Source organism: Anabaena sp. CCY 0017, assembly GCF_963920885.1.
In the GTDB taxonomy this organism is placed as follows: domain Bacteria; phylum Cyanobacteriota; class Cyanobacteriia; order Cyanobacteriales; family Nostocaceae; genus Nodularia.
This window is the reverse complement of record NZ_CAWUDG010000001.1, coordinates 283,092-295,841: the sequence shown is the minus strand read 5'-3', so window position 1 is coordinate 295,841 and position 12,750 is coordinate 283,092. Positions and strand designations below refer to the sequence as shown.

At 39.6% G+C, this 12,750-nt stretch carries 13 protein-coding genes; 12 read left to right on the top strand and 1 reads right to left on the bottom strand.

Going from position 1 to position 12,750, the window contains the following annotated elements:
* Window positions 1-47: 47 nt before the first annotated feature.
* From ACM0OW_RS01300 to ACM0OW_RS01290, 3 genes are read left to right on the top strand one after another with little or no spacing between them, the layout of a single operon-like run.
* Complete coding sequence (locus tag ACM0OW_RS01300) at window positions 48-653, top strand: Uma2 family endonuclease (RefSeq protein ID WP_414548230.1); 606 nt, start codon at window positions 48-50, stop codon at window positions 651-653.
* A gap of 52 nt (window positions 654-705) precedes the next feature.
* Window positions 706-1,176, top strand: a complete 471-nt coding sequence (locus ACM0OW_RS01295) for a DNA phosphorothioation-associated protein 4 (RefSeq protein WP_063872879.1) — start codon at window positions 706-708, stop codon at window positions 1,174-1,176.
* Window positions 1,177-1,220: 44 nt separating this feature from the next.
* Window positions 1,221-2,192: an HNH endonuclease gene (locus ACM0OW_RS01290; RefSeq protein ID WP_414548229.1), complete on the top strand. Its 972-nt coding sequence runs from the start codon at window positions 1,221-1,223 to the stop codon at window positions 2,190-2,192.
* Here ACM0OW_RS01290 and ACM0OW_RS01285 read toward each other — a convergent pair whose 3' ends face one another.
* Complete coding sequence (locus ACM0OW_RS01285; protein ID WP_414548228.1) at window positions 2,193-3,791, bottom strand: DGQHR domain-containing protein; 1,599 nt, start codon at window positions 3,789-3,791, stop codon at window positions 2,193-2,195.
* Between the two features lie 183 nt (window positions 3,792-3,974).
* Between ACM0OW_RS01285 and dndC the strand changes: the two genes are divergently transcribed.
* From dndC to ACM0OW_RS01240, 9 genes are all read left to right on the top strand, one after another.
* A complete protein-coding gene (gene dndC / locus ACM0OW_RS01280) occupies window positions 3,975-5,573 on the top strand; it encodes a DNA phosphorothioation system sulfurtransferase DndC (protein ID WP_414548227.1) in 1,599 nt (532 codons plus the stop codon).
* A gap of 79 nt (window positions 5,574-5,652) precedes the next feature.
* Window positions 5,653-6,066 carry an IS200/IS605 family transposase gene (gene tnpA / locus ACM0OW_RS01275; RefSeq protein WP_414548226.1) on the top strand — a complete coding sequence of 138 codons (414 nt, stop codon included), beginning with the start codon at window positions 5,653-5,655 and terminating at the stop codon, window positions 6,064-6,066.
* 248 nt (window positions 6,067-6,314) lie between these two features.
* A complete protein-coding gene (dndD, locus tag ACM0OW_RS01270; protein WP_414548225.1) occupies window positions 6,315-8,300 on the top strand; it encodes a DNA sulfur modification protein DndD in 1,986 nt (661 codons plus the stop codon).
* A 57-nt stretch (window positions 8,301-8,357) separates the two neighbouring features.
* Entirely contained in the window at window positions 8,358-8,609 is a 252-nt protein-coding gene (locus ACM0OW_RS01265) for a hypothetical protein (protein ID WP_414548224.1), read from the top strand.
* Window positions 8,606-8,953: a type II toxin-antitoxin system PemK/MazF family toxin gene (locus tag ACM0OW_RS01260; protein ID WP_239729996.1), complete on the top strand. Its 348-nt coding sequence runs from the start codon at window positions 8,606-8,608 to the stop codon at window positions 8,951-8,953. The genes ACM0OW_RS01265 and ACM0OW_RS01260 overlap by 4 nt, the downstream gene beginning before the upstream one ends.
* Window positions 8,954-8,984: 31 nt before the next feature.
* On the top strand, window positions 8,985-9,386 hold the full coding sequence (gene dndE / locus ACM0OW_RS01255) for a DNA sulfur modification protein DndE (RefSeq protein ID WP_414548223.1): 402 nt from the start codon (window positions 8,985-8,987) through the stop codon (window positions 9,384-9,386).
* A gap of 33 nt (window positions 9,387-9,419) precedes the next feature.
* Complete coding sequence (locus ACM0OW_RS01250; protein WP_414548222.1) at window positions 9,420-10,877, top strand: DNA phosphorothioation-associated putative methyltransferase; 1,458 nt, start codon at window positions 9,420-9,422, stop codon at window positions 10,875-10,877.
* A 141-nt stretch (window positions 10,878-11,018) separates the two neighbouring features.
* On the top strand, window positions 11,019-12,311 hold the full coding sequence (locus ACM0OW_RS01245) for an AmpG family muropeptide MFS transporter (protein WP_414548221.1): 1,293 nt from the start codon (window positions 11,019-11,021) through the stop codon (window positions 12,309-12,311).
* Complete coding sequence (locus ACM0OW_RS01240; protein ID WP_414548220.1) at window positions 12,296-12,709, top strand: ABC transporter permease; 414 nt, start codon at window positions 12,296-12,298, stop codon at window positions 12,707-12,709. The genes ACM0OW_RS01245 and ACM0OW_RS01240 overlap by 16 nt, the downstream gene beginning before the upstream one ends.
* Window positions 12,710-12,750: the final 41 nt, after the last annotated feature.

The window sequence follows — 12,750 nt, the reverse complement described above, 5'->3', positions numbered from 1 at the left end:
AGGGAAGAGGTAAAGTTAAGATGGGTGGTTGTTTTTGAGGTAGGGTTATGATTGCTAGTCGAGAACAAATTTATATGTCTCCCCAGGAGTATTTGGAATGGGAGGAGACGCAGGAGGTTAAGCACGAATATATTAATGGTGAAGTTTTCGCCATGACTGGAGGGACTATTCCTCATAATGATATAGCTTTCAACTTGGCTTCGGCGTTAAAAGGACACTTACGTGGGGGAGGATGTCGTGTCAATATTGCAGATGCAAAAGTAGGTGTATCGCAAAATGGTCCATTTCACTATCCAGATGTTGTTGTTAGTTGTCATCCCAGGGATAAAAAAGCTATTAAGTTTATTCAGTATCCTTGTCTGATTGTTGAGGTTCTTTCCCCAGGTACGGAAGCTTACGACAGAGGGGGTAAGTTTACGCAGTATCGCCGGATAGCAACTTTACAAGAGTATGTGCTGATTGATGCTCAAAAAATGAGTTTGGATTGTTTTCGATTGAATGATAGGGGTTTATGGGAGTTACATCCTTACTCTGAGGGGGATGAGGTTCATTTAACTAGTGTTGATTTTCGCTTTCCTCTATCTCTGGTTTATGAGGATGTGGAGTTGACGAACCACAGAGGCGCAGAGAACACAGAGAAGAGAGGGGAATAGGCGATCGCTTCTAATATTCGGTTAAAATGGTCACAATATAGATATCATTATTATGGCGGAAACTGGTAGAATCAGGGTTGCTAAAGATAAGGCTCAATTAGTTAAAGATTTAACAACTTCAGATGGGGGAACGGGACCTTTTCAAACGTTTGCTGATGTGATTGTGTTTGCAGCTGCTTTGGGTGCAAAGCATAAAAAGCGAGTACCTCTGGTGGAAATTTCTAAACGAGAACCTTCGCCCATTCCTCAAGAACAATTTATTGTCAGAGGATATGATACAGTTGTCAATTTATTATCAATTACTGAAACTAAAGATATCAAAATTTTATCTTTTAATGAAGATAATCATAACGAAAAACGTAATTATATTTTTGAAGAATATGCTAATGGTGGGCTAGAAATATTACAGCAAGAGTTAAGGGGAGCAGTAGACTATTCAGAGAGATTGTTATTGGTTTTAAGTTCTCAAAGATTTCAAAATGATTATGAGGAAGAAGAATTTGATTTGAGGAAGTTTATATGATGATTTTATAGAAAGTTCAAAAATACCTATTAATTCAGAAAATCATGAATAAAGATAAACAGCCATCAGGAAAACGAAATTTGGCGTATTATTGTGATTGCTTTGCTAATCTTAAAGTATACAAAAGCCAAAAGAAAGGTGATGCTCTCAATAAGCCTATATTAATTTTATCTATAATTGACTTAGTTACACAAAATATCATACAGGATAAATGCATTCGTGTTTCAGATGAACTAATTGATACTTTTAGAAAATATTGGAATATATTTACAGCAGATTCTTTTAAAGGCAGTGATTTTGCTTTGCCTTTTTTTCATTTAAAAAATGATAAATGTAAATTTTGGCATCTCAAATATAGTTCTGAATATGATGGGGGTCGTTCTCAAACTATTCCTAAACTAAGAGAAGATGTTGATTATGCGTATTTAGATGATGAATTATTTAATTTTATACAAGATGAAATTTCCAGAAAAGAATTAATTGATTCACTTGTTTTAGCCTGGCTTTCTTCTAATGAAGGAGACATTCTCAAAATAAATCAAAATTTTCAATCTACAAGTTTAGAAACAGAAGCATTTAGCGAAAAGTTAATCAATTTACAAAATCAGCCTAAATGGAACTTAAAAAGAGCAATAATTAGAAATGCTTTTTTCAGGAAAGCTATTGTATATATTTATGATTCTAGATGTGCTTTTTGTGGACTGAAAGTATCTCAAACTATAAATCAAAGTATTGTTGATGGCGCACATATTAAACCATTTTCCCAATTCTATGACAGCAGAATTCACAATGGAATAGCACTCTGTAAAAATCATCATTGGGCATTTGACCGTGGTTGGTTTACTATAGATGAGCAATACAAAATTATTGTGAGCGAAGATTTGGCAGAAGTTTCTCCTCACGCTAAACCTATGAAAGATTTTCATGGGGAAAAAATACTTCTACCAAATACAGAACAATACTTTCCAGAAATGGAAGCACTTCAATGGCATCGCCAAAATATATTTCAAGCCTAATTACAGCACTGGTGGAAGTCCTACTTGCTTGGGTTCCACAAAATTACCATCAAAACCAATAGTTTTATTTTCTGTAGTTCTCGCATCAGCTAAAGCCTTTCGCAGTTCAGCACGTTCCATTTGATCCTGAACTCCACCCAAAATATAGATGAATAACTTCGCCGCTAATTCCCGTCCAGAAACTTGGACTCGCTTTTTATTGGGGTCATACAAAACGCCATACCATAAAGATTGTGGATACTCCATACCACTCAAACCGCCTTGCTGGTCGAATTTCCGCAACTTCTTAAAGACATTTGCTAGTGTAAAACCTTTTTGAAAAACCAAGATTCCCAAAGCTTGCGCTAAAGCCACTTGTGCAACAGGACGGAAAAGCAAATTTCCTTCCCCCCCATCTTTTTCAAAACTAAAGCGTCGCAAAGCTGGGGTGTCTTCTTCATCCAATAACTTATAACTGGGAAGGCTAGCTAAATTATCAAATAGCTGGCTAAATTCCGCAATTCCCTCCTCAAGTTCTTCATCCTCTGGACGCATGGGAATTAAGCCTTTTTCCAACGGTTTCCAGTGAGGAAACTTTTGCCCCAAATAGCGCTCACACATATCATGGAGAGCTTGCAAGGTGGTTAAAACAGTAGAATTAGATGCTACTGTCCCACTATTCCAATTAACACGAGGATTGCGGTCTTTTCGTTGTTCCAAAAGCGGATGAGTAACTGCAATTTTTCTAGCGACAATGGAAAACCCATCATCCTCATTTAGCTGTGCTAACTGACCTTTAGTCAATGGTGCAGCCATTAAGTTAACATGAACAAAGATAGACCTCACTCTTCGTCTGGCTTCGGTGCGAGTTTCCCCAGCCGCAACCGCACAGATAAATTCAATCCCAATTTTTTCTTTGGGTAAGGTTTGCAAGTAATCAAGGTCTACTTGGTATTGATCTCTCAAATCATCTAAGGTAATAAAGTTATCGTCAGCAGTTTTATCTTTTTTATAGCGCTGCAATTTGCGAGTTTTGATTAACTCCATCAACCCTTGTACACTCATCAGTCGGTGCTGACCATCCAAAGCATAAATTGTCACATTATCTTCAGAAATATTCAGCAGACCAACTTTACCATCTTTATCTAGAGGGGTGAAATCAGTCGTAGATTTTAAAGCTATTCCCTGACTATCCCACTCAGCCGCTTTGGGGTTATCTACCCAGGGTTGATTAATTACTACCAGTACAGGTGGGAATTTGTGACTTTTACGCGCTGCTAAATATTGTACTAGAGGCGCTTGACGTGTCCAGTCAATGGGACGTTGCTGAATTTCATCAATGCTATCTGCGTCAATTTCAATGTTACCAGTGTCTGGATTGTACTTTTTTTCAAGTAAGGGTAAACCAGAGGCGAAGTGAACACGACCAGCCAACCATTCCAAGGTGACAGAACCAACAAAAGCCTCTGTACCTCCCATCTCGGTTTTTTGGACTAGAATCTGGTCTTTCTTACCCAGAAACTTCTCTAGCAGTAAGGCGAGTACCTGTTTATCCTTGTTTTCTCTTTCCAGGTACTCTTGAGCGATGTCAGCAGTTTGATCTGATACATTCTTCTTCATATTAATTTTTAAAAACTAAATGGTGTTAGGATAGTCTAATGGTCTAAAAATTGAGTAAGAGTAGTAAGGTTTTTAAAAATTTTTTGCACCCACATAGGTAAATTTTGCCTGTATACCAGCTAATTCTATTCGCTGGGATGGTGAAAATGAAGTCACGCCCATATTTAAAAATATAGAGAGATTATGACTACAGCACAACAACCGGAAAAAAAAGGTCAGCAAAAGCGTACTGTAGCAGATTTAGTGGATGATATCCAAACGCTAACAACTGAAATTCAAGAACTGTATTGTTTAGATGAGATCCCTTGGGTGATTGGTTATTCAGGTGGTAAGGACAGTACAGCAACTTTACAGTTGATCTGGAATGCACTCAGCGCACTACCAGAGGCAAAACGGGTAAAGCCAGTCCATGTAATTACAACTGATACGTTAGTAGAAAACCCTGTAGTTTCAGCTTGGGTACGTAACTCTATAGAACAGATGAAAGTGGCTGCTAAAGAGCAAAATATGCCAATTCAAGCCCATTTGTTGTATCCCGCAGTCAAAGATACCTTTTGGGTTAACTTAATTGGTAAAGGCTACCCAGCACCACGTAATCGTATGCGTTGGTGTACTGACCGATTAAAAATTAAACCAACTGACAGCTTCATTCGTGAAGTAATTCAAGCTAATGGTGAAGTAATTCTCGTATTGGGTACTCGCAAAGCTGAAAGCACAAAACGTGCTGCCACGATGGCTAAACATCGAGAATCGCGAATACGCGATCACATAAATACTAATCCCAACAGACCTAACTCACTGATTTATCTGCCTATCGAAGACTGGCAAACAGATGAAATCTGGATTTACCTAAATCAGTGGCAAAATCCTTGGGGGTATAGCAACAAAGATTTATTTATTATGTATCGAGGTGCAACAGCAGATAATGAATGTCCTTTAGTTGTTGATACTTCTACTCCTAGTTGTGGTAGCTCTCGTTTTGGATGCTGGGTTTGCACCATCGTTAATAAAGATAAATCAATGGAGGCAATGATCCAAAATGATGAAGAGAAAGAATGGATGCAGCCTTTACTTGATATTCGCAATGAACTAGATATTAGAGATGACCGAGACAAGAGAGACTTTCGCCGCATCTGGGGCGAAGTTCAACTTTTTGAACGTAATGTAGATGGTGAAGTCTCTGTTGAACCGATTCATGGCCCTTATACCAAATATTGGCGAGAATATTGGTTAAGAAAAGTATTAGAAGCGCAAACAGAAACCCGTAAAACAGCACCAGAAAATATGCGCGATATTACTCTAATGACTCAGGAGGAACTTAGCGAAATTCGTCGTATTTGGTTAGAAGACAAGCATGAATTTGATGATAGTTTACCCCGGATTTATGAAGAAGTGACTGGTGAAATATTCAAAGACCCTCGTCCCGGTGCTGGCTATAGTCTATTGGGTAGCGATGAATGGGAAGTGCTAGAGGAAATTTGTGCCGATGATGCGATGCACTTAGAACTTATGTCTAAGCTGTTAGACACAGAACGCCAGTACAGGAAAAAAGGTCGTCGGGTGGGAATCTATGACAGTTTAGAGAAATGTTTTGTCACCAGTTCCCATTCTCCAGAGGAAGCGATTAAAAATGCTCATTTGAAACGTGATTTAAAAACAGCTGTTGACCAAGGGGATGTGAAAAAGGTCAAGCAGTTGACTTTAGGCGACGCTAAGGATGAAAGTGACGACGCAAGCGATAAACCGCCCACTTGGGGAAGTATAAAGTTTAAAAAGAGTTAAGGAGTATTTACCATAAAATACCGGGCGAATGGAATTCGCGGCTACACAAACGAAACCCGCCTGCGCGGGTTAAGGAGAAATGAGAGCAAATTTTACGCAATTGTATTTACATTATGTTTGGGCAACATGGGATAGATTACCGCTAATTACACCTAATATTCAAAAATTAGTTTATGCGGCAATTGTTCGAGAATGTGAACGATTAAAATGCACGGTTATTGCCATCGGTAGTGTTGAAGATCATGTTCATCCTTTAACAGGCTTTCCAGCAACTGTTAGTGTATCTGAAGTGATTAAACAAATTAAAGGTAGTTCTTCTCACTTTATTACTCATGAAGTTAAACCAGATGATTTTTTTAAATGGCAAGGTAGTTATGGAGCATTTACAGTTAGTCATGATGCTATTGACAATGTAGCTAATTATATTAGGAACCAAGCCATACATCATAGTGAAAAATCTATCATTCCTTTATGGGAACTTACCCCTACTTAAACTAGCCCTGGCGATTAGAAATCGCGGCTATACAAACAAAACCCGCCTGCGCGGGTTAAAAACTTCACTTGTTCTTAAACTAGCCCTGGCGATTAGAAATCGCGGCTACACAAACAAAACCCGCCTGCGCGGGTTAAAAACTTCACTTTTCCATTAGTCCACGGAGGTGGACTTCGCCTGTGTAGCCGCGAATTCATTCGCCCGGTCTTTTATTCGCCCGGTATTGTCTCTTAAAAACTCAAAGATAAATGATATTTCTTGAACTCGTATTACAAAATTTTGGCCCTTACTGTGGTCGTCAGGTCATCAACCTGGACCCAAAAATTGATGAGGAAAATTCTTATCCAATTATCCTCTTAGGTGGGATGAATGGGGGCGGAAAAACTACCCTGATGGATGCACTTCGCCTAGCATTATATGGTCATCGCGCCCAATGTTCTACTCGTGGGAACTTGAGTTATAATGATTTTCTCAACCAATGCGTTAATAGTCACAGTTCACCCATTGAAGATACTCGCATTGAATTAGTTTTTGAACATATTGAAAATGACCAACCAGTAAAATATAGAGTTGTCCGGCGTTGGACAAAAAACCCTAAAGATGGTAAAGACCAATTAGGAATTTTAGATGCTCAAGAATGGCTGGATACGGCTTTAGTTAATATTTGGGATGAGTATATAGAAAATCTCTTACCTTTAGGAATTTCTAATCTGTTTTTATTTGATGGTGAACAAGTTAAGGAACTCGCAGAACAAGAAATACCTCCATCGATTGTAGTTGATGCAATTCGCGGACTTTTAGGTTTAGAACTAGCTGAACGTTTAGGCGGTGATTTAGAAATTATCCTCAACCGCAAGCGCAAAGAAATTGCTGATACTCAAGACTTGGCGAATTTAGAAGAAATTGAACAAGAACTTAAGCTACAACAAGAGGAATATCAGGAAGTTGAAATTCAATTTCAGGAACTGACTGAAAATTTAGGAAAGGCGGAAAAGAAGCAGCAAGAAGCTGTGGATAATTTCATCTCTGAAGGTGGTAAAATTGCAGGCGATCGCACTTATTTAGAAAAACAAAAATCTCAAATGCTTGCGGAGTCAGAAAATACTCGTCAAGCCATGCGCGGATTAGCTGCTGACATTTTACCTTTAGCTTTAATTGAACCTTTGCTAAATGAAACTTATATCCAAGGACAAAATGAATTTAGGACTCAACAAGCCAAGGTCGCTTATGATTTATTATTAGAACGAGATCACCGCTTAATTGATTTAATTAAACAATTAACTATTGCTGACCAACAAGTTGAGAAGATTCAAGATTTTATTGACGAAGAAAATAATCTAATTAAACAAGATACCACAGGAGAAGTTTGGCTATTATCTGATACAGAAACACTACATCATTTAGATAATATTATTCATCATTATTTACCTCATACAAAAAATGCTACGCAGAAGCAGTTAGAACTGCACCAAACTCAAGAAGAAGAAGTTATTACCCTAGAAAGACAAATTCAAACAGCCGCATCTCCAGAAGATTATCAAAGGTTGGTAGATGAATTGCAAGCAGCCCAAAAAGAAGTTGCAGAAGCGCAAGCAGCTTGTGAAATAGCGAAACAAAATTTAAACGAATTAGAAAATCAAATTCGGACTACTAAACAAACCTTGGAAAAATATACAGAAACCAATATTGATCGCAAATATAACGAACATATTATTACAGCAACAGCTAAAGTTCAAGATACACTCAAACTTTTCCGAGAGAAACTGACTCTCCGCAAACTGAATAAACTAGAAGTTGAAGTTACAGAATGTTTCCGCTACCTATTGCATAAATCAGATTTAGTGCATCGTGTCGCCATTCATACCGATAGTTTCAGCCTGTCACTGTATGACTTTAATGGTAAACCAGTTCCCAAACATCGACTGTCAGCCGGCGAAAAACAACTCTTAGCGATCGCCTTCCTCTGGGGACTGGCGCGAGTCTCTGGACACCGCTTACCTGTAGCCATAGACACGCCTCTGGGGAGATTAGACTCATCCCACCGGGGAAACCTCGTAGAACGCTACTTCCCATCTGCTAGTCATCAAGTAATACTGTTATCTACGGATACTGAAATCGGTAAATACGAAGTAGAAACACTGAGAAATAATGAGGCGATCGCTCGTGAATATCTGCTCAAATACGACTCTTCCACCCGCCAAACTACAATCATAGAAAATAAATATTTTTGGTAGTAGATGTTGTTTAAAATAATAGATATCTCACTCACAGGTAAAAATCGCTAGTTAATTATGATGTCATCAAATTTACGAGAAATCGAACGTGATTTAAGTGGTTTGTCATTAGAAGAACTAGAATGGCTTTTAGAACGTATCCAGAAACAAATGAAAGAAAAGCAGCAAACATCAGATATATTTATAAATATGAAATATATGCACGAACAATTAGCTGCGATGGCTATTGATTCAGATATACAAACAGAAATATCCAATATTAATCAGGAATTTATTGTTACCGAAATGGATGGTTTATCACAGCCGTGAGTATCGAGAGAGGGCAAATTTATTTTGTTAATCTTAATCCAGTTATAGGTCGAGAACAGTCAGGGACAAGACCTGTATTAGTTTTATCTGTAGACGCTATTAACCAATTACCTTTGGTAGTGACTGTAGTTGTAGGGACGAAAGGCACAAATATTAAGCGCGATTATCCCACTAATATTAGAGTATCTCCCAGTGACAGTGGATTGCTGATAGAAACTGTATTTTTATGTTTTCAAATTCGCTCTTTAGATCCAAATCGCTTTGCTGCTAAATCAACGGGCAAAATTTCTGATTCAAAGATGCTTGAAGTTGAAGCTGCGGTTCGCTACTGTTTGGGTTTATGACTCAAGTAAAAATTAATATTGTGGAATTATTATGGAATCTCCAATTGAAAGAATTAAACTTTCCCAAACAGCTAAAGACCAACTTCTTAAACTCAGACGCACTACAAAAATTGACCAATGGAACATTTTATGTCGTTGGGCTTTTTGTCGTTCCCTCGCTGAACCAACTGCACCCTCACCGGTACCAATTCCCCAAGATAGCAACGTGGAAATGACTTGGCGGGTATTTGGGGGCGAAATGTCTGATATCCTCCTCCTCGCCCTCAAGCAACGCTGTCACAATGACGGTTACCCCATTGATAAAGACAGCCTCGCTAGCCAATTTCGCCTGCACTTGCATCGTGGGATTGGTTACTTAGCTGGCGATCCAAATATCAAGAAAATTGAAGATTTAATCCAACTGGTGCTCAAAGATGGAAAGGATATTAATTAACTGTTAACTGTTAACTGTTAACTGATAACTGATATGCCTGAATCTTTAGAAATTGAGCGTCATCGAGCTGCGATCGCTCGTAATGATATCTCTCGCCCCGTGCGGTTGGCAATAGAATGGGCAATCCTTCATCAGGAAACCTCATTCTTTGATTATGGCTGCGGCTACGGTGGTGATGTGCAGCGAGTCGGCAATTTAGGCTACACTAGCGCTGGCTGGGACCCGTACTATTTTCCCCATGACACCATTACTTCCGCCGATGTGGTCAATTTGGGCTATGTCCTGAATGTCATTGAAGACCAAGAGGAACGCCGTCAAAGTCTCATCCACGCTTGGGAATTGACTCAGCAGGTGTTAATTGTCTCGGCTCAAGTATTAATTAATGCCCCCAGCAAAGCACAACTAGCTTACAGCGATGGTATTGTCACGCGTCGTAATACTTTTCAGAAATATTATGAACAACAAGAACTGAAAACTTACATCGATGAGGTGCTAAATGTCGATGCAGTACCTGTAGCTTTGGGTGTGTATTTTGTTTTCCGTGATGATGCTGCTAAAGAAAGTTTTAAAGCCATTCGCTTCTTTTCTAGCACTGCTACACCCAGAGTTCGTATCCCCAGCAAGCGGTTTGAAGACTACGAAGCACAACTGCAACCACTGATGGACTTTTTTGCCAAACGAGGCAGATTACCCGTTAAAGGTGAATTAGCTAACCAAACAGAATTACTGAGTGAATTTGGTAGTTACCGTCGGGCTTTTAATGTGGTTTTACAAGCTACCGATGAAGCAGAATGGGATGCGATCGCCTATCGTCGTTCTTTAGATATCCAAGTATATCTCGCTTTGAGCCACTTTGATCAACGTCCGTCATGGCAAAAACTAGCCCCAGAAATGCGTCACGATATCAAAGCCTTTTTTGGTAGCTATGCAGAAGCCTGTCAAGTAGCTGACCAAAAACTTTTCAGTTTAGGTGATCCCAAAGTTGTCAAAACTGCTTGTGAAAAAAGTAAAATTGGTAAACACACACGAGGCGCACTTTACGTTCATGTTTCGGCACTCCCAGCATTAGACCCCTTATTACGCATTTACGAAAGCTGTGCTAGTCGCACTATTGGGCGTGTCGATGGAGCGACATTAATTAAATACAATATCGACAAACCGCAAATATCCTATTTGTTTTACCCTGAATTTGACAGTGATCCCCATCCAGCTTTAAAAGCTAGTATCACTATTGACTTAAAAACTTTATACATTACTCACCGTGATTATGCAGAAAGAACTAATCCGCCAATTCTGCACCGCAAAGAAAATTTTGTCACTTCTAACTACCCCCGCTATGAGGAATTTGCTCAACTTACCCAACAAGAACAGCAGTTAGGACTACTCAAGCAGAAAAGCGAAATAGGGACTCGTGCCGGTTGGGAAAAATGTCTGGCTGCACACGGGGTAAAAATTAACGGTCATCAAATTGAGCAAAATCAGGAAAATTAAGGAATTACTGAGGCTGTGACGGCATCTTTGATAATTATCTCAGTTGAAAAAACCTGGGCAAATTCTCATGTTTGCGTAGAATGACACAGCAGCTATGGCAATATAACTGCAATTCACAAGATTGAGAGGAACCTGCACAACATGAAACCAGTGCGATCGCTACTGACAGTTTTCGGTAGCCGTAAGATGGCGGCTTTGACAGTAATCGGTTTTTCCTCCGGTTTACCATTGTTCTTAACCAGTAGAACCCTGCAAGCTTGGATGACTGTCGAAGGGGTGGATTTAACCGCCATTGGTTTATTTAGCCTTGTGGGTATACCCTACTCGTTGAAATTTATCTGGTCGCCTTTAATAGACAGGTTTACAATCCCAATTTTAGGGAGGCGACGCGGTTGGTTAATTACACTGCAAATTGGGTTATTGATTGCGATCGCTCTCATGGCGTTCCAAGAACCCACAGAAGCACTACAATTATTAGCGATTAACGCTGTAGCGATCGCCTTTTTAAGCGCGAGTCAAGACATTGCTGCTGATGCCTACCGCACCGACGTTCTCGAAGAATTAGAATTGGGGGCAGGTGCTGCTGTTTTTGTCTTAGGTTATCGGATAGCACTTTTATTCACCGGATCTTTGGCATTGATTCTGGCCGATAATTTACCTTGGCCATCAGTCTACCTATTAATGTCCTTGGGCATGGTAATTGGGATTATTGCCACCGTATTTGCCCCAGAACCCAAAGAAACAACCCCACCAGAATCTTTAAAGGCTGCTGTAATTTTACCCTTTGGGGAATTTTTCCAGCGTCAGGGTGTAGTCCAAGCCATTTTAATGCTGGTGTTCATCGTCCTGTATAAACTGGGCGATTCCTTTGTCAACAATATGTCTACACCCTTTCTGTTGCAAACTGGATTCACTCAAACCGATATCGGGGCCATTCAAGGTGGTATGGGGTTAATTGCTACCATCGTTGGCACTCTCTCAGGTGGCGTGATTTTGAGTAAAATTGGTCTGAATCGCTCACTTTGGTTATTTGGTGCTTTGCAAGCCGTCAGTAATTTAGCTTATTATGTTCTAGCCAACGTAGGTCAAAACTACCAGGCTTTAGTACTAACAATCAATATCGAAAACTTTTGTGGTGGCTTGGGAACAGCAGCCTTTGTGGCCTTTTTGATGAATATGTGTAATCAGCGCTTTTCTGCCACTCAATATGCTTTATTATCCAGTTTTATGGCTGTAAGTCGTGATATTCTAGTTGCGCCAGCTGGCACGTTAGCAAAAAGCACAGGTTGGCCATTATTTTTCATTATTAGTATGGTCGCTGCTATCCCAGGACTACTGCTGTTACCATTGTTTGCCCCTTGGAACCCTAAACCAGTGGCAATATCCAGACCAGGACTAGAGGAAGAAGACGAGGATTTATGGGGAACCAAGTAGTTATTATTGTCGGTACATTTATTCTCTTAATCACCGGCTTGTTACTAGGCTATGTTCTCTCACAGTTAGTTTTAGGATTTCTAGCGTTTAACCTTCTAACTCTGTTTGGCACATTCAGCCTAATTCTAATTTTTGGTACACTTTATTACGTTTTATTTTGGCAGCTAGGTCGAGAACAATCGCAGGTAGTACCAGAAACCAGACCGGAACAGGCAGAGACACAAATCACCGAACAAATAGCCGATAGTCATCTCAAAAATAAACTCATTGCCAAGTTAGGAGGTGATGTTGCCGCAGCCGAGCGTTTAATTGAGCAGGCCAAGCTCAACTATCCGGGAATGCCAGAAACCTGGTATTGCGAAAGAGTAATTGATGATTTGGAACGCGATCAACGTTAACCAGTCCCAAAAGTCGCTAAAATAAATTAAGAAAACTTCAC

Excerpts from the sequence above, each read along its gene's own strand:
- ACM0OW_RS01245 (WP_414548221.1), top strand. The coding sequence starts at position 11,019 with ATGAAACCAGTGCGATCGCTACTGACAGTTTTCGGTAGCCGTAAGATG.
- ACM0OW_RS01290 (WP_414548229.1), top strand. The coding sequence starts at position 1,221 with ATGAATAAAGATAAACAGCCATCAGGAAAACGAAATTTGGCGTATTAT.
- dndC (WP_414548227.1), top strand. The coding sequence starts at position 3,975 with ATGACTACAGCACAACAACCGGAAAAAAAAGGTCAGCAAAAGCGTACT.
- ACM0OW_RS01265 (WP_414548224.1), top strand. The coding sequence starts at position 8,358 with ATGATGTCATCAAATTTACGAGAAATCGAACGTGATTTAAGTGGTTTG.
- ACM0OW_RS01300 (WP_414548230.1), top strand. The coding sequence starts at position 48 with ATGATTGCTAGTCGAGAACAAATTTATATGTCTCCCCAGGAGTATTTG.
- ACM0OW_RS01285 (WP_414548228.1), bottom strand. The coding sequence starts at position 3,791 with ATGAAGAAGAATGTATCAGATCAAACTGCTGACATCGCTCAAGAGTAC.
- ACM0OW_RS01240 (WP_414548220.1), top strand. The coding sequence starts at position 12,296 with ATGGGGAACCAAGTAGTTATTATTGTCGGTACATTTATTCTCTTAATC.
- ACM0OW_RS01295 (WP_063872879.1), top strand. The coding sequence starts at position 706 with ATGGCGGAAACTGGTAGAATCAGGGTTGCTAAAGATAAGGCTCAATTA.
- tnpA (WP_414548226.1), top strand. The coding sequence starts at position 5,653 with ATGAGAGCAAATTTTACGCAATTGTATTTACATTATGTTTGGGCAACA.
- dndE (WP_414548223.1), top strand. The coding sequence starts at position 8,985 with ATGGAATCTCCAATTGAAAGAATTAAACTTTCCCAAACAGCTAAAGAC.
- ACM0OW_RS01250 (WP_414548222.1), top strand. The coding sequence starts at position 9,420 with ATGCCTGAATCTTTAGAAATTGAGCGTCATCGAGCTGCGATCGCTCGT.
- dndD (WP_414548225.1), top strand. The coding sequence starts at position 6,315 with ATGATATTTCTTGAACTCGTATTACAAAATTTTGGCCCTTACTGTGGT.